This window comes from Pseudomonas sp. KUIN-1, assembly GCF_009176725.1.
GTDB lineage: Bacteria > Pseudomonadota > Gammaproteobacteria > Pseudomonadales > Pseudomonadaceae > Aquipseudomonas > Aquipseudomonas fragariae.
On record NZ_AP020337.1, the window covers coordinates 2,484,679 to 2,505,004 of the forward strand.

17 protein-coding genes and 1 pseudogene are annotated in these 20,326 nt (G+C 60.6%); 4 read left to right on the forward strand and 14 right to left on the reverse strand.

All coding sequences use genetic code 11. The features are described from left to right. Positions 1–18 precede the first annotated feature (18 nt). The 9 genes from ureC to urtA all read right to left on the reverse strand — a co-directional run bounded on the left by ureC (position 19) and on the right by urtA (position 8,375). Positions 19–1,731, reverse strand: a complete 1,713-nt coding sequence (gene ureC / locus KUIN1_RS11520; protein WP_011267497.1) for an urease subunit alpha — start codon at positions 1,729–1,731, stop codon at positions 19–21. Between the two features lie 3 nt (positions 1,732–1,734). Next, the gene (locus KUIN1_RS11525) at positions 1,735–2,430 is read right to left on the reverse strand and encodes an urease subunit beta (protein WP_011267498.1); all 696 of its coding nucleotides are present in this window, start codon (positions 2,428–2,430) and stop codon (positions 1,735–1,737) included. 33 nt (positions 2,431–2,463) lie between these two features. Then, positions 2,464–3,195 carry an urease accessory protein UreF gene (locus KUIN1_RS11530; protein ID WP_024652281.1) on the reverse strand — a complete coding sequence of 244 codons (732 nt, stop codon included), beginning with the start codon at positions 3,193–3,195 and terminating at the stop codon, positions 2,464–2,466. Continuing rightward, positions 3,192–3,632: an urease accessory protein UreE gene (gene ureE, locus KUIN1_RS11535; RefSeq protein ID WP_024652282.1), complete on the reverse strand. Its 441-nt coding sequence runs from the start codon at positions 3,630–3,632 to the stop codon at positions 3,192–3,194. The genes KUIN1_RS11530 and ureE overlap by 4 nt, the downstream gene beginning before the upstream one ends. A gap of 22 nt (positions 3,633–3,654) precedes the next feature. Next, entirely contained in the window at positions 3,655–4,344 is a 690-nt protein-coding gene (gene urtE / locus KUIN1_RS11540) for an urea ABC transporter ATP-binding subunit UrtE (RefSeq protein WP_011267501.1), read from the reverse strand. Between the two features lie 2 nt (positions 4,345–4,346). Next, entirely contained in the window at positions 4,347–5,084 is a 738-nt protein-coding gene (gene urtD / locus KUIN1_RS11545; protein ID WP_024652283.1) for an urea ABC transporter ATP-binding protein UrtD, read from the reverse strand. Then, a complete protein-coding gene (gene urtC, locus KUIN1_RS11550; protein ID WP_024652284.1) occupies positions 5,081–6,223 on the reverse strand; it encodes an urea ABC transporter permease subunit UrtC in 1,143 nt (380 codons plus the stop codon). The genes urtD and urtC overlap by 4 nt, the downstream gene beginning before the upstream one ends. Before the next feature lies 1 nt (position 6,224). Then, positions 6,225–7,127: an urea ABC transporter permease subunit UrtB gene (gene urtB / locus KUIN1_RS11555; RefSeq protein WP_058399467.1), complete on the reverse strand. Its 903-nt coding sequence runs from the start codon at positions 7,125–7,127 to the stop codon at positions 6,225–6,227. A gap of 66 nt (positions 7,128–7,193) precedes the next feature. Next, on the reverse strand, positions 7,194–8,375 hold the full coding sequence (urtA, locus tag KUIN1_RS11560; protein WP_011267505.1) for an urea ABC transporter substrate-binding protein: 1,182 nt from the start codon (positions 8,373–8,375) through the stop codon (positions 7,194–7,196). A 728-nt stretch (positions 8,376–9,103) separates the two neighbouring features. Between urtA and KUIN1_RS11570 the strand changes: the two genes are divergently transcribed. The 3 genes from KUIN1_RS11570 to KUIN1_RS11580 all read left to right on the forward strand — a co-directional run bounded on the left by KUIN1_RS11570 (position 9,104) and on the right by KUIN1_RS11580 (position 12,640). Beyond that, the gene (locus KUIN1_RS11570) at positions 9,104–10,252 is read left to right on the forward strand and encodes a transporter substrate-binding domain-containing protein (RefSeq protein WP_011267506.1); all 1,149 of its coding nucleotides are present in this window, start codon (positions 9,104–9,106) and stop codon (positions 10,250–10,252) included. After that, on the forward strand, positions 10,249–10,881 hold the full coding sequence (locus KUIN1_RS11575; protein WP_003407311.1) for an ANTAR domain-containing response regulator: 633 nt from the start codon (positions 10,249–10,251) through the stop codon (positions 10,879–10,881). The genes KUIN1_RS11570 and KUIN1_RS11575 overlap by 4 nt, the downstream gene beginning before the upstream one ends. Positions 10,882–11,104: 223 nt before the next feature. Continuing rightward, positions 11,105–12,640, forward strand: a complete 1,536-nt coding sequence (locus KUIN1_RS11580; protein WP_032620828.1) for an amidase — start codon at positions 11,105–11,107, stop codon at positions 12,638–12,640. Positions 12,641–12,700: 60 nt separating this feature from the next. On the opposite strand, the gene KUIN1_RS11585 is transcribed toward KUIN1_RS11580, so the two are convergent. The 5 genes from KUIN1_RS11585 to KUIN1_RS11605 form a co-directional block, all read right to left on the reverse strand. Then, entirely contained in the window at positions 12,701–13,675 is a 975-nt protein-coding gene (locus tag KUIN1_RS11585) for an aliphatic sulfonate ABC transporter substrate-binding protein (protein WP_032653873.1), read from the reverse strand. 76 nt (positions 13,676–13,751) lie between these two features. Continuing rightward, positions 13,752–14,711 carry a D-isomer specific 2-hydroxyacid dehydrogenase family protein gene (locus KUIN1_RS11590; protein ID WP_060405983.1) on the reverse strand — a complete coding sequence of 320 codons (960 nt, stop codon included), beginning with the start codon at positions 14,709–14,711 and terminating at the stop codon, positions 13,752–13,754. After that, a complete protein-coding gene (locus tag KUIN1_RS11595) occupies positions 14,708–16,054 on the reverse strand; it encodes an LLM class flavin-dependent oxidoreductase (protein ID WP_024642892.1) in 1,347 nt (448 codons plus the stop codon). Before KUIN1_RS11595 ends, KUIN1_RS11590 begins: the two co-directional genes overlap by 4 nt. Before the next feature lie 196 nt (positions 16,055–16,250). After that, on the reverse strand, positions 16,251–17,141 hold the full coding sequence (locus KUIN1_RS11600) for an arginase family protein (RefSeq protein WP_116886831.1): 891 nt from the start codon (positions 17,139–17,141) through the stop codon (positions 16,251–16,253). A 134-nt stretch (positions 17,142–17,275) separates the two neighbouring features. After that, positions 17,276–18,205 carry a helix-turn-helix domain-containing protein gene (locus KUIN1_RS11605; RefSeq protein ID WP_058399470.1) on the reverse strand — a complete coding sequence of 310 codons (930 nt, stop codon included), beginning with the start codon at positions 18,203–18,205 and terminating at the stop codon, positions 17,276–17,278. 716 nt (positions 18,206–18,921) lie between these two features. On the opposite strand from KUIN1_RS11605, the pseudogene KUIN1_RS28625 reads away from it, so the two are divergent. After that, positions 18,922–20,286: pseudogene (locus KUIN1_RS28625) on the forward strand (PAS domain-containing protein); the annotation flags it as partial. Positions 20,287–20,326: the final 40 nt, after the last annotated feature.

Genomic DNA, 20,326 nt, shown 5'->3' on the forward strand with positions numbered 1-20,326 from the left:
TCCTCTGCGGGGTGGGTTTCAACGCAGCATGTAGCGCTGCGCAAGTGGCACTTCGCTGACCGGCTCGCAGTGCAGGCGCTCGCCGTCGGCGTACACATCGAAAGTCTGCGGATCGACGCGGATGTCCGGGCAGGCATCGTTGTGCAGCATGTCGGACTTGCGCAGGGTGCGAGTGCCGAACGCGGGCAGCAGTTGCTTTTTGAGCCCCAGCCGCGTGGCGGTGTCGGCCTCGACCGCAAGACGGTTGACGAAGTTGACCGACAGGGCCTGTTTCGCCTCGCCAAACGCGCCCCATTGCGGGCGCATCACCAAGGGTTCGCAGGTGTACAGCGAGGCGGCGGAATCACCCATTACGGCGTGCACGATGAAGCCACCCTTGACCACCAGTTCCGGCTTGATGCCGAAGAAGGCCGGCCGCCAGAGCACCAGATCGGCCAGCTTGCCGGGCTCCAGAGAGCCGATGTAGCTGTCGATGCCGAATACCCGCGCGGCATTGATGGTGTATTTGGCGATGTAGCGCTTGATCCGTTCGTTGTCGCCCAGTGCCGTGGTTTCTTCCGGCAGGCGACCGCGCTGGTCTTTCATTTTTGACGCCAGTTGCCAGGTCCGGCAGATCACCTCATTGATACGGCCCATGCCCTGACTGTCGGAGCCCAGGATCGAAATGGCGCCGGTGTCGTGCAGGATGTCCTCGGCGGCAATGGTCTGCGGGCGCACCCGCGATTCGGCGAACGCCACGTCTTCCGGCACATCCGGATTGAGGTGGTGACAGACCATGATCATGTCCAGGTGCTCGTCGAATGTATTCACGGTGTAGGGGTTGGTCGGGTTGGTCGAGGAGGGGATGCAGTTGCTTTTGCCGGCGACGCTGATGATATCCGGCGCATGCCCGCCACCTGCACCTTCGGTGTGGTACATGTGGATGGTGCGGTCGCCGATGGCCGCCAGCGTGTCTTCGAGAAACCCGGATTCATTGAGCGTGTCGGTGTGCAACTGCACCTGAAAGTCGTATTCGTCGGCGACTTTCAGGCAGGTATCAATCACCGCGGGCATGGCGCCCCAGTCCTCATGGATCTTCAGCCCCAGACAACCGCCACGCAGTTGCCCGAGTAGCGATTCGGGCTTGCTGGAATTGCCGCGTCCCAGAAAACCGAAGTTGATCGGCCAGGCCTCGGCGGCTTGCAGCATCTTGCCGACGTTCCATTCCCCGCCACAATCGATGCCGACCGTGATCGGCCCCAGCGAGCCGCCGATCAGTGTGGTCAGGCCTGCCGCCAGCGCGTGATCGCAGAGTTGCGCAGAGTCGAAATGCACGTGCACGTCGATGCCGCCGGGGGTGACGATCAGGCCCTCGGCATCGCGTACGGTCGTGGCGACGCCGCAGATCAGTTGCGGGTGTACGCCGTCCATGATCTGCGGGTTGCCGGCCTTGCCAATGGCCACGATCTTGCCGTCCTTGATACCGATGTCGCCTTTGACGATGCCGATCACCGGGTCGATGATCAGCGCGTTGCAGATCAGCATATCGAGGGCGCCGTCAACGCTGTCATGCCCGGGCATCAGGCCCATGCCGTCACGCAGCGTCTTGCCACCGCCGTGCAGGCACTCATCACCGGGTACCGAGTGGTCGAACTCGACTTCGGCCAGCAGCGAGGTGTCGCCCAGGCGCACGGCATCGCCAGTCGTGGGGCCGTACATGGCGGCGTATTCCTTGCGCGTCATCGTTGCCATGCCTCAGGCTCCTTTGAAGAATTGGGCGCGGGCACGCTCCAGCGCTGCGAGCTTGCAGGCCGGATCGTGCAGGTTGCCATTGGTCAGGCCACTGAAGCCGTGGATGTCGCCAGTTCCGCCAAACTGCACCAGTTGCACTTCGCGCAGCTCGCCGGGTTCGAAGCGCACGGCCGTGCCTGCGGGAATATCCAGGTGCATGCCGAAGGCACGTTCACGCGGGAAATCCAGCGCCTTGTTGACCTCGAAAAAGTGATAGTGACTGCCGATCTGCACTGGCCGGTCGCCGGTATTGATCGCGCGCAGGGTGGCGGTCGGTCGGTCGCCGTTCAGGTGGATATCGCCGTCAGGTGCAAGAATCTCCCCCGGTGTGGGCATGACTGCCAGCGGCAGTTGGCCCGGGCGGATTGGTTGATGCACAGTGACCAGTTTGGTGCCGTCCGGAAACGTGCCCTCGACCTGCAGCACCGGCAGCAGGTCGGCGACCCCTGGCATCACGTCATCGGTGTTGAGGATCGTTGAGCCGAAACCGATCAGCTCGGCGACGCTGCGACCTTCACGCGCGCCTTCGAGGATTTCGTCGGCGATCAGTGCTGAGGCCTCCGGGAAGTTCAGGCGCAGGCCCTTGCTGCGGCGTTTGCGTGACAGTTCGGCGGCGGTGTACAGCGTGAGTCGTTCAAGTTCGGTAGGGGTCAGCAACATGAGGGGGCTCCAGAGCTGTCAGTAGAAGGCCGGTCAATTGGCAAACAGGCGCAGGTCCTGGGTTTCGTGGCGCATCACGGCGATTTCTCCCATGGGTGTGAAGCCGCACGCGTCGTCCGGCTCAGGCGGCTCCTGCGCCAGCAGCTCGGTGATCAGCGGTTGAATATCGGTCAGCACCCGTTGCGCATCGATGTGGCCCATGACCCCGAGGCGCACCGCGGCGCTGACCAGTCCGGTACACAAAGCGTGCGCGGCAGCCAGTTGGCAGTGATCGCGGTGCATGCCCAGGTGGTTCCAGAGCAGGCCCTGCACCACGGGCAGATGGCCCGGTGTGTGACCTGCCAGAATCTGCTGCTGATAAGACGCCGCGCCCGATGTGCCCAGCGCGACATGCACGCCCAGCAATGCCTGGCCGACACGTCGTGAGCCCTGGCGCAGTTCCTCGGCCAGGGTCAGCGCTTCGATCCGGGCGTCCAGAGCCATCAACGTCGGCAGGTCATCAGCCGCGTGCCAGGCGGCGAGCAGAAACACTCGATCAAAACTGTTCCAGCGATGGCGCAACTGGCCCTCGACGAAGCCATGCACTTCGGCACTGCGGCTATGGCGAACAGTCCGTTGCCGGCGTCGTGGCGCGATGATTTCGCCGTGGCCGAGGTGCCCGTCAGCGACCAGCGTTTCCAGCCCCCACGACCACGCCACCGCGCCGCCGGGAAAGAAACTGTCGGCTTGCTGCAGGGCCAGCAACAGGCTGCTCGAAGCGTTCATGCGCGCTGCACCCGGCCGTCCGCGAGCATGGGCGCCAGACGCTCGAGGTAGTCAGCTTCCGGGCCGTTGAGCGGGATCTGCAAGGTGTCTCCGGCAAAGCGCACCGCCCAGTGCATGTTGCCGGCGAAATAACCCAGTTCCAGCGCGGCGGCCGCGTCGCGCGGCTGCAGGTCGAGGTATTGCTGATCCTGCATTTGCACGACGATGGCGCGTTGACTGTCGAGCATCAGCACCGAGCCGTTGCGCAGCTGTTGGTGACGTTCCAGGCGGATTGCGCAGTCGGTGCCGCGGTCGCTGGCCAGACGCAGGCGATGGCGCTGAATGTCATTGCCCGATAGGCTCAGGGTTTCCACCTGACCGGTGTGGCTCAGGTCATGTAGGCGGTCGGCGAGGGCAGGGTCGCTGGCCTGGCCCAGAATGCGGTCGAGTATCAGCATGACGATGGCTCCTGTGCGTTGCTCAGATTGTCAGGTAGCGCAGGATGCGCTCGCGGTCGACGGTTTCGCGGACTTCGCTGTGCACGAATTCGCCTTTTTCGATGATCAGGTAGCGGTCCGCCACCGCCATGGCGAACGACAGCACCTGCTCGGAAACAATCAGCGAAAACCCGCGTTCCTTTTTCAGCAGGTTGAGGGCTTTGGCGATGTCCTTGATGATCGAAGGCTGGATGCCTTCGGTGGGCTCATCGAGGATCAACACCTTGGGGTTGGAGACCAGCGCGCGGGCGATGGCCAACTGTTGCTGCTGGCCGCCTGACAGATTGCCGCCCTTGCGTCGGCGCATGTCGAACAGCACCGGGAAGTATTCGAAGATGTAGTCGGGAATCGGTGCAGCGGGCGCGCCCTGCATGCCGGTCAGAATGTTTTCCTCGACGCTCAGGTAGGGAAAGATCATCCGCCCCTGGGGCACGAAGCCAACTCCGGCGGCGACCCGCTCGTAGCTTTTGCTGCCGGTCAGTTCCTGCCCGGCCAGGGTGATGCTGCCGCTGCGCATCGGCAGCATGCCGACCAGGCTTCTGAGCAGCGTGGTCTTGCCCATGCCGTTGCGGCCCATGACCGCGAGTGACTCGCCTGCCGCCAGCTCCAGGCTGAGGTCACGCAACACGTGGCTGTCGCCGTAATACACATTGAGGTGAGAGACATTCAGCATGTTCAGTGCCCCAGGTAGACGTCGATGACGCGAGGATCGTTCTGCACCTGATCCATCGAGCCGTAGGCCAGGGTCTTGCCCTGATGCAGGACGGTGACCTTGTCGGCCACCGATTTCACGAACTCCATGTCGTGCTCGATGATGACCATCGCGCGACCCTTGGCGATGAGCTTGAGCAGGCCAGCGGTTTTCTCCCGCTCGCCGGCGCTCATGCCGGCGACGGGCTCGTCGAGCAGCAGCAGTTCCGGGCGCTGCATCAACAGCATGCCGATCTCCAGCCACTGCTTCTGGCCGTGGGACAACAGCCCCGCCTTGCGCTCCAGCTGATCCTTGAGAAAGATCATTTCGGCGGTCTGCTCGATTTCGGCGTTAAGCGCTGCGTTCTTTCCGGCGAACAGGCAGTTGAAGATGCCGCGCTTGTCCGGCGAGGAAATGTCGAGGTTTTCGCGCACGGTGAGGTCTTCGTAGACCGACGGGTTCTGAAACTTGCGGCCCACGCCAGCGCGGGTGATCTGGTACTCGATCATGTTGGCCAGTTGCAGGTCCTTGAAACGGATGCTGCCGGCACTCGGGCGGGTCTTGCCGCAAATCATGTCGAGCAGGGTGGTCTTGCCCGCACCGTTGGGGCCGATCACCACATGCACCTGGTTCTCCTCGACATAGAAATTGAGGTTGTCGACCGCCTTGAAACCGTCGAATGACACGGTCAGGTCTTCGACACTCAGTAACATTGCACTCATGACTGCGTCTCCTTGTTGCTCAGGCGCTGCAGCAGCCCGGCCAGCCCGGTGGGCAGGAACAGCACCACGGCCATGAACAGGAAACCGATGAAGTACTGCCAGAAACTGACGAAGTTTTCTGACAGCCAGGTTTTTGCCGTACCGATCAACAGCGTGCCGTACACCGCACCCACCAGCGACAGGCGCCCACCCAGTGCGGCATAGATGACGATTTCGGTGGACGGAATGATGCCCACCAGCGAGGGCGACGCCAGACCGACCTGCAAGGTGAACATCACCCCGCCCAGCGCGGAAATCAGCGCGGCCACGGCAAAAATGAAGGCCTTGAACAGCGCAGTGTTGTAGCCCGAGAAACGCACCCGGTCCTCACGATCACGGATCGCCACGATCACCTTGCCCAGACGGCTGCGCAGGATGAAGCCGCACATCGCGACGCTGGCCAGCAGCAACAGTGTGGTGATCAGGTAGAGAATCCAGGGTGTCTGGGGCGTCTGCAGGCTCAGGCCGAAGGCCGTCTTGAAATCGGTCAGGCCATTGACGCCGCCGGTGTAGCCCTGTTGGCCGATGATCATGATCGACATGATCGAGGCCAGTGACAGGGTAATGATCGAGAAGTACACGCCGCCCACGCGCTTTTTGAAGTAGGCATAACTGAACAGAAACGCCAGCAGTGCGGGCAGGATCAGGATCGCTGCCAGGGTAAAGGTTGCCGACTCGAACGGCTTCCACCACCAGGGCAGGGCTTCGACGCTGTTCCAGATCATGAAGTCCGGCAGTGCCGAGCCGTAGAAAGCGGCGAGGGCGCTGGCCGCTTCGTCCGTGGCGGTGGCTTCGAGTTTGAGGTTCATCGCCATCATGTAACTGCCCAGGCCGAAGAAGATCCCCTGGCCGAGGCTGAGGATGCCGCCGTAGCCCCAGATCATCACCATGCCCACTGCGCAGAACGCCAGGCTCAGGTATTTGCCGGCCAGACCGAGGCGAAAATCCCCCAGTATCAGCGGCAATGCCACCAGCAACAGCAGCGACAGCCAGATCAGGCTGTAGCGCTCGATCAGCGTCAACCAGCCACCCGCTGGCTTGCCGGCGCCGGACACGGAGGCCTGCGGCCGCAGCGTCGGCTTTTCAGTCATGTCATTCATCTCAACGTCTCACTTTCGTGGCGAACAGGCCGTTGGGGCGGAAGAACAGCAGCACGATGACCACCAGCAGGGTGATCGCCTTGGCCATGGAACCGGTGGTCAGGTATTCCAGCGAAACCTGGGTCTGGCCGATGGCGAACGCCGAAAGGAAGGTGCCCAGCAGGCTTTCCACGCCGCCGAACACGACGACGATAAAAGTGTCCACCAGGTACTGCTGACCGCTGACCGGGCCGGTGGACGCAAGCATGGTGAACGAACTGCCGGCAATGCCCGCAAGGCCACAGCCCAGCGCGAAGGTCACCGAGTCGACCCGCGCAGTGTTGATCCCGGCTGCACCGGCCATGGCGCGGTTCTGGGTCACGGCGCGAATGCGCAGGCCCCAGCGGCTGCGGTAGAGAAACAGGAACACCGCAGCGGCTATCACGAAGGTCAGACCGATGATGAAAATCCGGTTGAGGGGCAGCTCCAGCCCGTCGCTGATTTTCCATGCGCCCTGCAACCACTGTACGGTGGGCACGCTGACTTCCTTGGGGCCGAAGACCTGGCGGAACAGCTGCTGCAGGACCAGAGACAGCCCCCAGGTCGCCAGCAGGGTGTCGAGCGGCCGGTTGTACATGAAGCGGATGCAGCAGCGTTCCAGCAGTAGACCGAAGGCAAAGGTCACCACAAAGGCCATCCCGATGGCGATGATGAAATACCAGCCCATGAGCTCGGGAAAGTAGCGCTGAAACACCACGGAGGTGACGTAGGTCATGTATGAGCCCATCGCCATCAGTTCGCCGTGCGCCATGTTGATCACGCCCATCAGGCCGAACACGATGGTCAGCCCGAGTGCCATCAGCACCAGCACGGAAAACAGCGAGAACCCGCTGAAGACTTGCATTACCAGCGTATCGAGAGTCATGCCGTCGCTACCTGTTGCTGCACATTGACGAAAGCGGGCGCGAAGCGGATCGCGCCCGGGCCGGAATCAGAGTTTCGGAAAGGGGTTGGGCTCGATCGGTGCCGACTCGTAGATCACGTCGACCTGGCCCTGCGCATTGAGGGTGCCGATGCGCGCACGCTTCCACAGGTGGTGGTTGTCCTTGTGCACCTTGATCTCGCCTTCAGGCGCATCGAGGGTCATTTCCGAGGATGCGGCGATCACTTTCGGCACCTCGAAACTGCCTGCTTTCTCGACGGCCTTTTTCCACAGGTATACCGCGGTATACGCCGCTGCCATCGGGTCACCGACCACGCGCTGCTGCCCATAGCGTGTTTTGAAGGCCTGGACGAATTTCTCGTTGACCGGGTTTTTCAGGCTCTGGAAATAGCTCATGCAGGTCAGGAAGCCGACGAGGTTTTCCGCACCGATGCCGGTGACTTCCTCTTCGGTGATCGCCAGCCCCATCAGCGTCTGGTTACTGCTGTCGATACCCGCAGCCTTGAGCTGTTTGTAGAACGCTACGTTGGAGCCGCCGACGATGGTCGACAGCACGATGTCCGGCTTGGCCGCCTTGATCTTGTTGATCACCGAGGAAAACTCGATGGCGCCCAGCGGCAGATAGTCTTCGCCGACGATGGAGCCGCCCTGTTTGGTCACCGACGCCCGCGCCAGCTTGTTGGTGGTGCGTGGCCAGATGTAGTCGGAACCGACCAGATAGACGCTCTTGCCCTTGTTGGCCATCAGCCAGGTAACGGCCGCCAGGGTCTGCTGCGAGGCCTCGGCGCCGGTGTAGATAATGGCCGGGGATTTCTCCAGCCCTTCATAGAAGGTCGGGTAGTAGAGCAGGCCTTTGTTGCGCTCGAAGACCGGCAGCACCGCTTTGCGCGAGGCCGAGGTGAACGCGCCAAAGGTGACCGCGACGTGGTCGTTTTCCAGCAACTTGCGCGCCTTCTCGGCGAAGGTCGGCCAGTCGCTGGCACCGTCCTCGACGATCGGCTCGATGGTCTTGCCCATCACGCCGCCACTGGCGTTGATCTCTTCGATGGCGAGTTTTTCCGCGTCGACCACCGAGGCTTCACTGATGGCCATGGTGCCGGTCAGCGAGTGGATGATGCCGACCTTCACGGCCTCGTCCGCCTGCGCCTGACCGATCAGGGCAAACGGCAGCAGGCTGATCGCGCCCAGCAACAGAGCATGCTTGATCAAACGGCGTTTGTCGTTGTGCATTCACTTATCTCCCAGGAATGAAAAAAGCCCGACGTCCCGGCCAAATCAATGGGCGGGAGGTCAGGCTTTTGTGCCGAATCTGGCGGGACAACTGCGTCCGATCCAGTCGTACGCGAGGTGTCTCCCTACTTGCCAAGAGGGGCGTAGGGCAAACAGCTGGCGCGATGTCTCAGGGTGAACTTAGCAAGGGCAATGCCAACTGGCGAAACGGCTCTTGGCGCGCGTTTCAAAACCCTCAGGCAGAGCCCCCCTGCATTAATTGCACGCACAAACCGACATGCGCCGCTTTGGCGCGAACTGGGCTCCTACGCACCAAAAGCGTGATGCAGAAGACCCTTTTTTCTCGCGATATGTACTCATGCATAGACTGAGATATTGTGCTTTTGCAGGAGCGAACTTGTTCGCGAAGGCTATGTTCGAGGCGACCTGAACCTCACGAATGCACGGCCTTCTTCGCCAACGAATTCGCTTCTCCCCGACGCGCCTCGTCACGCATGGCCCGCTCCCTGCATGAGCCTGCCCGACACCCTCGCAGGGTCTCTTGCCACACGCCCATTCTCGGCAGGTGTGGAAGGCCCCTCGCACGACTGGTCCTGACACTGCCGTCACGCCAGCCCCAGGCACAACCGCCTGAGAGCCACCGTTGAATCCACGGTTATTCGCTCAGTCTTCTTTTCAGGCTCCCGGCCACCTGCGGGCGTCTCATCTCACGTGAAAGGTTTATAGGCATGACTGACCCGTCGATCCGCATAGGAGGTCTGTTTTCCAATACCGGCGTCACCGCTGCCGGTGAGTGTTCAACAATGCGCGGCGCACAGTTTGCAATTCATCAGATCAATGCCGCCGGGGGCGTGAATGGCCGTTCTCTGGAACTGATCACCCGCAATCCGGATTCCACGCCTGCGCTGTTTGCCATGCATGTCGAATCGCTGATTCGCGAAGAGAACCTGCGGTTTTTCTTCGGTTGCTACACCTCGGCGGCACGCAAGGCCGTATTGCCTGTCGTCGAACGTTACAACGCTTTGCTGCTCTATCCGGTGTACTACGAGGGCTTCGAGTATTCGCGCAACATCATCTACACCGGCGCCACGCCGAACCACAACGCGGTGCCACTGGGCAGCTACATGTTCGATCACTTCGGCAGTCGCGTGCTGATGATCGGCTCGGAGTACGTCTATCCCTACGAAACCAATCGGTTGATGAGCGACCTGCTTTACGAGCGGGGTGGCAGCAAGCTGGGTGAATACTACTTGCCACTGAAAAACGCCAGGGCAGAGGACTTCGCCAGGCTCATGGTCAAGGCCAGAGAGCTGAAACCCTCGTTCATCTTTTCGACAGTGGTCGGCGACACCATGGCGCACCTGTATCAGGCCTACGCCGATGCCGGTTTCGACCCAGCGGTCATGCCGATCGCCAGTGTTACCACCAGCGAAACCGATATTCAGCAGATGGGCGTCCATCTGGGCACCGGGCACATTTCGGCCGCGACCTATTTCCAGTCGATCGACACGCCGCTCAATCGCCAGTGCATCGCCCGGTACCGGGAAATGTTTGGCCAGCATCAGGTGACCGACCGCTGCTGGGAGGCCGCTTACTTTCAGGTCCATCTGCTGGCCAAGGCGATCGCCCGCGCAGGCAGTACCGACGTGGAGAGTGTTTTGCAGACCATGCGCGGTCTGGAATACGACGCGCCGCAGGGACGGGTGCGTATCGATGAACACAACCACCATACCTACCTGTACTCGCGGATCGGCCGTGCCAATGCCGATGGGCAGTTCGACATCCTTTACGAGAGTCAGAAAGCGCTGAAGCCCGACCCTTATGCGGTGGCGCCTGACTTCAATGGCTGGTCCAGCCTGACCGGGAGGCGTCCATGACCCTGCGTGCCGCCAAGAAACGTTTGCGCAACGACAGCGCAGGCGGCATCAAGGACCTGCGCGATATCAGCGTGCTGGTGATGCATCCCGATGACGAAGACGGTCGCAACCTGATCGCTCAGTTGCAGCGCATCGGGTGTCAGGTGCGGGTGCAGTGGCCGATCCCCGAGCGTCTGCACAGCGAGGCTGATGTGATCGTACTGGCGGTATCGCCGGAGAGCCTGTCGACCAATACGCCCTGGCTGCTGCACCACTCGACGCCACCGATCATTCCGGTGATCGCCTATGAAAACCCGATCATTGTCGAGGCGCTGGTGCAGCTCAACGCCTGCTCGGTGATTCCGTCGCCAGTCCGCTCGTTCGGCCTGCTGACCGCTCTGGCCATCACCCTCAGTCAGGCCCGCAAGACGCGGGAGCGGGAAAAGCACGTCAAGCGCCTGGAAGGGCGCATGGCGGTGATGCGCACCGTGCAGCAGGCCAAGATCATCCTGATGGAAACCAAGGGCCTGTCTGAAACGGATGCCTATAACGCGCTGCGTGATCAGGCCATGGCCAAGCGCGAACCGGTGGAAAAAATCGCCGAGGCGCTGGTCAAGGCCCATGAATTGTTTCAACAAGCCTGTTCCTGACAGGTTGCAGACAAGCTTCGAGTGTCGGGCGCCGCGCCTGATCCTCTTCTGCGCGGACGGTTGCCATACGCCCTGAACCGGCAGGTATGGAACACCGCGTGGCGACCGGCGTGGACAACGACGTCCTCCGGATCGAGCCCAGGCCTGTGCGCGCCCTGCGCAGGCGGCTCCAGTCAATGACTGCCTGAACCCGGGCTGTCCTTACCGTTATCTGGAGAACACCATGTCCGTAAAACGCCCCAGCAAAGCCGACTTTCTGATTGCCGCCCAGGACCATGGCTACGACCTGTCAGACAGTCAGATGGAGTCGTTCCTGAGTCTCGCAGACGAAACTCTGGGTTCCTACGAAGCCATCGATGCCTTATACGCTGCCCATGTCGCCCAGCCGGCGCCGTTGCGCGAACACAGCAAACCGGCTGCGGCCGAGAACCTGTACGGGGCCTGGTACGTCAAGACCCACATTGCCGGTGCTGCCAGTGGCCCGCTGGCAGGCAGAACGGTGGTCATCAAGGACAACGTATCGGTGGCCGGTGTGCCCATGGCCAATGGCTCGCTGAGCCTTGATGGTTACGTGCCGTCCGAAGACGCCACGGTGGTCAAGCGCCTGCTGGCCGCCGGTGCGACGGTGATTGGCAAGTCGGTGTGCGAAGACCTGTGCTTCTCCGGAGCCAGTTTTACCTCGGCCACCGGCGCGGTGAAAAACCCTTGGGACCTGACCCGCAACGCAGGCGGCTCATCCAGCGGCAGCGCCGTGCTGGTCGCCCTGCAGGAAGTGGACATGGCCATCGGTGGCGATCAGGGTGGGTCGATTCGCATGCCGTCGGCCTGGAGCGGCATCGTCGGACACAAACCCACCTACAGCCTGGTGCCTTACACCGGCGCCTTCCCGATTGAACGGACCATCGACCATGTCGGCCCGATGGCCAATAACGTGCGTGACTGCGCGATTATGCTCGATGTGATCGCTGGCGCCGACGGGCTCGATTCAAGACAGAAAAACCCGCCAGCCGTCAGCTGCGTCGCGACCCTCGATCAAGGCGTTGCAGGCCTGAAAATAGGCCTGCTGCGTGAAGGCTTCGCGATTCCCGGCATGTCCGAGCCGCAGGTCGACGCACTGGTTCGTGCTGCCGTGGCGCAACTGGAAAGTCTCGGTGCGACGGTCGGTGACGCCAGTGCGCCGTGGCACCGCGGAGTGGCGCTGGACATGTGGAATGTCATCGCCACCGATGGCGCGGCCTACCAGATGTTGCAAGGCAACGGTTATGGCATGAATGTCGACGGCTATTACGACCCCGAGATCATGAGTTACTTCGGCGCCAAGCGTCGCGAACACGCCGATGCGTTATCCAGCAGCGTGCGTGCCGTGGCGCTGACCGGGCATTACAGCCTGAAAAACCTGCACGGTGCGTACTACGCCAAGGCGCGGATGCTGGTGCCGGAACTCACCCGCCAATACGATGAAGCCTTCAAGCAATTCGACGTGCTGGTAATGCCGACCATGCCGTTCGTGGCCACCACACTGACCGCCGCCGACGCGCCGATTGAAGAGTACGTGCACAGCGCGTTGAACATGCTGGCCAACACCGCACCGTTCGACCTGACCGGCCACCCGGCCACGTCGATACCGGCTGGTCTGGCCGAGGGACTGCCAGTCGCCATGATGATCGTCGCGCCGCGCTTCAAGGATGCCCTGGCGTTGCGTGTCGCGCAGGCTTATGAAACCGCCCGCGGAGCGTTTCCCACGCCACCAGGGGTTTGAGTCCGGAGACTGATCGAGGGGCATGCTCGCTCCATGCGAGCGGGTGTGCCCCTTCATCCCTCAAGGCTTCCAGACCTCCACATCCTGCGCATCCACCGCCTTGGGCAGCAGCCCGGCAGCGAAGAAGGCGTCGGCGATATGCTGTTGTTCGTCCAGTTGATCGTGCGTGACTGGCTGGATCTGATAAGCCCGGTTGCTGTTGGCGATTTCAACCGTTTCGATATCCAGATTGCCCCACAAAGGACTCAGCACCTTTGCGGCGTCGCGGGGATTGGCCTTGAGCCAGATGCCTGCCTTGTGCAACTGCTCGTAAACCACGCTGAGCACTTGTGGGTGTTCCTTGGCATAGCCGGTGCCGGTCAGGTAATAGCGCTTGTAGCTGGCCAGCCCTTTGCCGTCAGCCAGAGTGCGCGTTGGCAATTGCCGTTGGGCGCTGGTCAGGAAGGGTTCCCAGGTGACCCAGGCGTCAACCTTGTTGTTCTCGAAGGCTGCGCGGCCGTCGGCGGGCGACAGATAGGCGGGCTGAATATCGGAAAATGCCAGACCGGCCTTTTTCAATGCCGCGATCAGCAGGTAGTGAGAACCCGCCGCCTTGGTGACCGCGACCTTTTTGCCTTTCAGATCCCATAGCTGCCGCACGGGCGAGTTTTTGTGGACGATGATTGCCTGCGCGGAAGGCGAGGCCGCTTCCTGGGCAAAGTAGGTCAGCCGGGCCTGTGCCGCCTGAGCGAAGATCGGTACGGTGTCCGCCACATCCGCGCTGATGTCCACGTTGCCGACATTCAAGGCCTCCAGCAGTGGCAGGCCACTCGGAAACTCATGCCAAGTCACCGCAACGTGCTGTGCGGCGAGGGCTTTTTCCAGAGTGCCCTGTGTTTTCAGCAGCGTGATCAGCGTCGACGACTTCTGGTAACCGATTCGCAGCGTTTCCTGTGCTTCGGCGGGAAGGGTGATGCACAGGGCCAACCCCGCGAGCAGACCTGCCAGCAGCGCACGGCGATAGCCGGTTTGTGTGTGTTTTATCGGTTTGGGCATGGCACGCTCGGTATTTGAAGGTGGCACTGAGTGTCAGGAGTGGTATCCCCACGCAGCGCAATGGCGATGATTTTCGTCAGTAGCCACGCTGGTGATCAGCCTGATTCTGCAAGGCCTGCCCGCTGAGGAAACGGTCAAGGTTGGCCAGAAAGCTGTCGGCTATTTCGTGGCGGCTGTTGCTGGAGATCGCCGAGGTGTGGGGGGACAGGCGTATTCTGGGGTGTGCATACAGGGGATGACCGTCCGGCAGGGGCTCGGGTTCGGTGACGTCCAGCGACGCGAGGCCAATGTTTCCCCGGTCCAGTGCATTGAGCAGCGCCTCATGATCAAGCAGCCCACCACGGGCGATGTTGATCAGGTGCAGGCCGGGTTTGGCGCTGTCCAGTACGTCAGCGTTGACGATGTGCCGTGTGGCAGGTGTCAACGGTGCGGCCAGCACCAGATGGTCGGCGCGGGAAAAAAGCTCGTGAATGTCGCGTGCACTTTCGACGCCATCAACCTCGAACGGTGTCTGGCTCTGCCGCAATGCCACAACGTTGATGCCCAGTGCCAGCGCTTTACCGGCCAGGCTGCTACCGATGGCGCCGAAGCCGAGAATTCCGAGCGTAGTGCCCTTGAGTGGCGTCAGTGCAGTGAAATTCCATTGCGAGTCATGCACCCAGATGTCCGGCAGGTGTTTGGCAGCAGCGAAAATGGCGGCCAACGAGAACTCGGCAATGTTTTCTGCCGCGCTGCCCCGCGAGGTGCTGACCGGCGGGCCGTCGAACAGCCAGCCAGGATAGAAGTCGATGCCCGAAGACACCACCTGAATCCATTTCAGGCCATAAGGCCAGCCCGGAGGCGGCGAGGCAGGGGCTTCATAACCATGCACATTGATAGGGCGCGCCAGCAGAATGCTGACCTCGGCAGGCAGGTCGCTCGGCACGCCGGCCGGTACGCCGATGACCCTGGCTTCTGGATGGGTCACTGCAAGCCGCTCGCGGATGACCTGATTGAAGTCATTATCCAGTTGGCTGGCTATCACGAGTCGGGTCATGCCACAGCCTCGTCCGATTGATGGGCGACAGCCTTTGCATAACGATTGGCCGGCACTTCAAGACCGAGATTGTCACGCAGCGTATTGCCAGTGTATTCGGTACGGAACAGCCCGCGCTGCTGCAGCACCGGCACCACCTGTTCAGTGAAGTACTGCAAACCATCGGGCAGAACGCTGTTGATGATGAAGCCATCGGCCGCCCCTGCTTCGAACCATGTCTGTATCGCGTCGGCAACCTGTTCCGGCGTGCCGACGAAGTCGCGGCGGGGCAGGGAGAAGCGCAGGGCGACTTGACGCAGGCTCAGGCCTTCATCTCTGGCCAGTTGCTTGATCCGGTCCGAACCGCCTTTCTGGCTGTTGGAGCCCAGATCGCCCAGTTCCGGGAAGGGTTCGTCCAGGGGGTACTGGCTGAAGTCATGATCATTGAACGGTCGGCCAAGGGCGACGATGGCATCTTCGATCGTCACCAGATCCACGGCCTGGCGATAGCGGCTCTCCACTTCGGCCTCATCACGCCCGACAATCGGGCGAATGCCCGGCAGAATCGACAGCGCGTGCGGATCGCGGCCAAAGCCGCCAGCCCGTTGTTTCAGGTCCTGATAATAGGCGCGTGCCTCATCGAAGCTCTCGGCGTGAACAAAGATCGCATCCGAGTTCTGAGCGGCGAAGTTACGCCCGGCCTCGGAAGTGCCTGCCTGAAAAATCACCGGCTGACCCTGCTTCGACCGGGCGATGTTGAGCGGGCCTTTCACCGAGAAAAATTCGCCCTTGTGGTTCAGCGCGTGCAGTTTGCCTGGCGTGAAGAACTCGCCTTTCTGCTTGTCGTAGGCGAAAGCGTCGTCTTCCCAGGAATCCCAAAGGCCCTTGACCACGTCGATATGCTCCTTGGCGATGCGGTAGCGCACCGCATGTGGCGGGTGTTCGCCCTTGCTGAAGTTATCGGCGGTGCCACTGAGCCACGACGTCACCACGTTCCAGCCAGCCCGGCCGCCGCTGATGTGATCCAGCGAGGCAAACTGGCGAGCGACCTGGAACGGCTCGGTGTAACTGACCGTGACCGTTGCTACCAGGCCGATGTGCCGGGTGGTGGCTGCGAGTGCGGACAGAATGGTCAAGGGTTCGAAGCGATTCAGGTAGTGCGGGCTGGATTTCTCGTGAATGTGCAGGCTGTCGGCAATAAACACAAAGTCGAAGCGGGCCGCTTCTGCCAGATGGGTCTGTTGCTGATAAAAACCTAAATCAACACTGGCATTGGCCAGCGCTTGCGGGTGGCGCCATTCGCCCCAGCCATGGCCGACCCCGTGGACCATGGCGCCAAGTTTAAGGTGTTGTCGTCTACTCATGGAGTGTGCCCCGGACGTGATGAAGAAGGTAGATTCACCTCCGCCTGGCGAAAGGGGTCGGTAATGGGGTCACGGTATGCCTATAAAAAACCGCCGTGAAATTCTTTTTTGTTATAGGTTTATTATTAAATTAAATAATTATTTATGTGATGAGTATGCATAAATTGAATTTTATCCGCTGATTCAGGAGTAAGACTCATGGGTTGGCAGCCCGGTCGCCGAGCAGCGGCAGTTTCATCAGCATGTTCTTCAACGCCAGAGCATCCCATGGCAGGTGTTCGGCAATGCCAAGTCCGACCACGTCCACGACGCTGGCGACGTCTGTCAGCAAGCGGACGACCTGCTCGATAGTCATCTTGCCCTGAGCAACGCCTTCAAAGTCACTGGCCGGGACACCGGGTTGGGCAAACAGCAGAGAACGAAACAGTGCCGGGTCCAGCACGTCCAGGTCCAGATGGATCGCCAGGTGCCTTGCCCCGATGTCCTCAAGCCACTGCAGCACCGGCTCGCTGGAGTGGGCCAGCGCCTGGGCACCGGCACTGCGCAGCCGGAGACGTTTGATGAACGCGGTTTCTCCCTCGAGGGTCTCCTGCAGGCCTGCATACATCACATTGGCCGGCTTGACAGGGCGTTTCACCGCGTCGACGAAATCCTTGTCACCTTCGCCCAGCAGATTGCCCATGACCATCGCATGCGCATGCTGGAAGTCTCTGGGTGTCATGACGTCCGGGTGAGCGTCGACCCACAGCACCGCAAGGTCACCGTCGTAACGTTCGTTCAGGTAGGCGAATGGCGCGAGGTCGACCAGACAGTCGCCACCCAGAACCACCAGCCGGTCCGGCTGATGCCGGTCGATCAGTTGCCGTGCAAGGTCGAGCTGCGCGAGCAACGCATGGCGGGCGATAATGCCGTTTTCCAGTTCAAGAGGTTGATCATCGGGTTCGGTTACGGCCACGTGCTCGACAGGCCCTGACGTGTCCGGTGCCAGCCACGCCAGCAGTTGTGCGCCAAAATGATAAGGTGCGTTGTTGCCGCCCTGCCACTGGGGAAAGATCAGGCGCAGCGTTTTATCGGGGTGGGTAGTCATCGAGGTTTGCCTTCATCACCGTTCATTGGCACGGCGCGCAGAAAGCGCCGTCAGTAGGGCGGTGATACTGATCGACTCGGATGCGGCGTGCTTTGCCTGAACGGTCAATCGCTGTGCCGAAGACGCCAGTCGTCTTATCGTGGCTCCAGCAACTGCTGGGGAGGAATGCCATAAGCGTTTTTGAAGGCTCGACTGAAATGCGAGAGGTTGGTGAAGCCGAAATTCAGCGCAGCGTCGCTGACCCGGCGAACGTGGCGTTTGAGCAGTGCGTCATGGCACGCCGAAAGCCTTTGCTGCCAGAGCCAGCGAATGGCCGTAGTGCCTTCCTGTGCGAACAGTCGATTGAGTGTGCGTGGGGAGACATGAGTCGCCAAGGCAATGTTTTCGGCCGTCAGCCCTGTGTCGGGCAGATTATTCAGCAGGAACTGCTTGATGCGCTGCAGTTGCTGCATTTGATGAGACTGACGTCGGATATCGGTGTCGCCAAACACCGAGTCGAAGGCGGTAGACAGTACGTCCAGCAGTGATGCATTGAGTCGTTCGCTCAGCGGGTCCGATAAACCCTCTGCGTTCCAGGCTTCGGTCAACACGACGGCGGCAACACGACCCAATGCCGAATGGCCATCCAGCGTCCGGCACACCAGTCGTTCGGCACTGGGGATGTGTTGCAGCAACAGCTTGCGGGGCACCGTCAGGACAATCTGATCGTCCCCTTCGGGGTAACGGCATGCGTAAGGCTGTGCGCTATCGTAAAGGACGATATCGCCAGCGCCTTGCCGGGACTCCCTGTCGTTCTGCACGACAAGCGCGTCGGGACACAAAGAGAGCGTGAGGAGGAAGTGATCGCTTTCCCTGTCTTGCTGCAAGCGCCGGTAATGCAGGGGGGATGACTGGATCCGGGTGAAAGTAACGCTACCCTGACCCCTGACGTTCAGTCTGCCGTCAAACGGCGCTTCGTTCAGGGGCTGGCTGGCGACCAGGCCATACGTCGAACTCACAACCTCCTGCCAGGCGTCGAAACGATCCTCGGGTCGTAGTGGTTCGACTGGGAAAATCATGGCCATGTCTGCCTCTGCGAAGAGCGTCTTTCACGAAGTGATAGGCTTCAAGGTTATCAGACGTTGATCCAGAGCAAGACCCCTGCGTCTACAGTGCTCCAGTGTGACGAAAATAATTGATATGTCAGTGATCCGGCCGATATAGGCCTACGTATGCTGCGCTCTGCTTATCCAAGCCTTCCAGAACAGGAGTTCCATGGATCCGCGTCTTGCTGGACTTTCCTTCTTGCTGACCCTGGGCTGGACTGGCGCAGTCATTCTTGTCATCTGGTTCTATTACTGATGACGGCGAGTTGTTCAAAGCAGGTAAAGGAATGGTGTACCAGGCGCGCTTAGCCGACTACCGGCCAGGCCAAGGGGTGTCTGTGTGTGTGGTGGCGAACCAGTTGCCCTAAAGCTGTTCCGTTTGATGCCGATGTTAATGCTACAGCTACCTGCCAAGTGGAGTCGGTCATTCCATCCGACGCTGATGAACTGCAGTTTGCGCTATGGACGGCATTGAGAAAGACGATTAACCGGCTTGATCGGCAGCCTCCATAGTCCACACATCGGTGTGTCTGACAGGGCTCGCGGAAACCGGCGCTTTATAACAATACTTCCATAGATGCTTACTCGCAGAGTATTTCCACATGTCGACCACAATTGAAACCACCCACAGGGACAAGGCCGGGCTGGAACTTGATCTTCACTCGCTGATGACGGCCATTGACCGCTCCCAGGCGATGATCGAGTTCGATCTTGATGGCAATATCCTGCGGGCCAATACCAATTTTCTGGATTGCGTCGGTTATCGGCTGGATGAGGTCCAAGGTCGGCATCACCGCATGTTCTGCACGCCGGAACATGCATCCAGCGTCGAATATGTGACGTTTTGGGAAAAACTCGGCAAGGGCGCTTTCGACGAAGGGCAGTACAAGCGCCTGGGCAAGAACGGGCGCGAGATCTGGTTGCAGGCGACTTATAACCCGGTGTTCGACGAGCAGGGCAACCCGTTCAAGGTGGTGAAGTTCGCCACAGACGTCACTGCGCAACGCAAGTCCAATGCCGAGTACGAAGGCAAGGTCGCGGCCATCGATCGCTCGCAGGGCATCATCGAGTTCGACCTGAACGGTCGCGTGCTCAACGCCAACGAAAACTTTCTCAAGGTCCTGGGCTATCGTCTGGATGAGATTCAAGGCCAGCACCATCGCATGTTTTGCGAAGACGACTACCTTAACAGCCCGGCCTACCGTGCCTTCTGGGCCAAGCTCGAACGTGGCGAGTATGACTCCGGGGAATACAAGCGCATCGGCAAGAATGGTCGCGAGCTGTGGATCAGCGCCACTTACAACCCGATATTCGACCCGGATGGTCGTCCTTACAAGGTCGTGAAGTTCGCCAACGATGTGACCGAGAGCCGCATTCGTCAGGCTGAGTCCGCAGGCAAGGTGACGGCCATCGAACGTTCTCAGGCGGTGATCGAATTCGATCTGACGGGCAAGGTGCTGCACGCCAACCGCAATTTTCTGGCGGTATTCGGCTACGAACTCGATGAAATCGTCGGTGAACACCACCGTATGTTCTGCTCCGAGGAATTCGTCAGCAGCCTGCAGTATCGTGAGCTCTGGGAGAAGCTGGGGCGCGGCGAGTACGACGCCAACGAATACAAGCGCAAGCGCAAGGACGGTAAGGAGATCTGGATTCAGGCCACCTACAACCCGATTTTCGATGCACAGGGCAAACCCTACAAGATCGTCAAGTTCGCGCTCGACGTGACTGTGGCCAAGGAAACCAGCGTCGAGGACCAGGGCAAGGTGAATGCCATCGACCGCGCCCAGGCCGTCATCGAATTCGACATGGCCGGCAACATCATCACCGCCAATGCCAACTTCCTCAAAGCGCTGGGTTATGGCCTGCTGGAAATCAAAGGCAAGCATCACCGTATCTTCTGTGAGGAAGAGTATGTGCGCGGCACCGAGTACCGTGAGTTCTGGCACGGGCTGGGGCAGGGCGAGTTCTACTCCGGGCGCTTCATGCGTGTCAGCAAGTACGGGCAGAAAATCTGGATTCAGGCGACGTACAGCCCGATTTTCGACCACGACGGCTTGCCGTTCAAAGTGGTGAAATTCGCCACTGATATTACCCGTC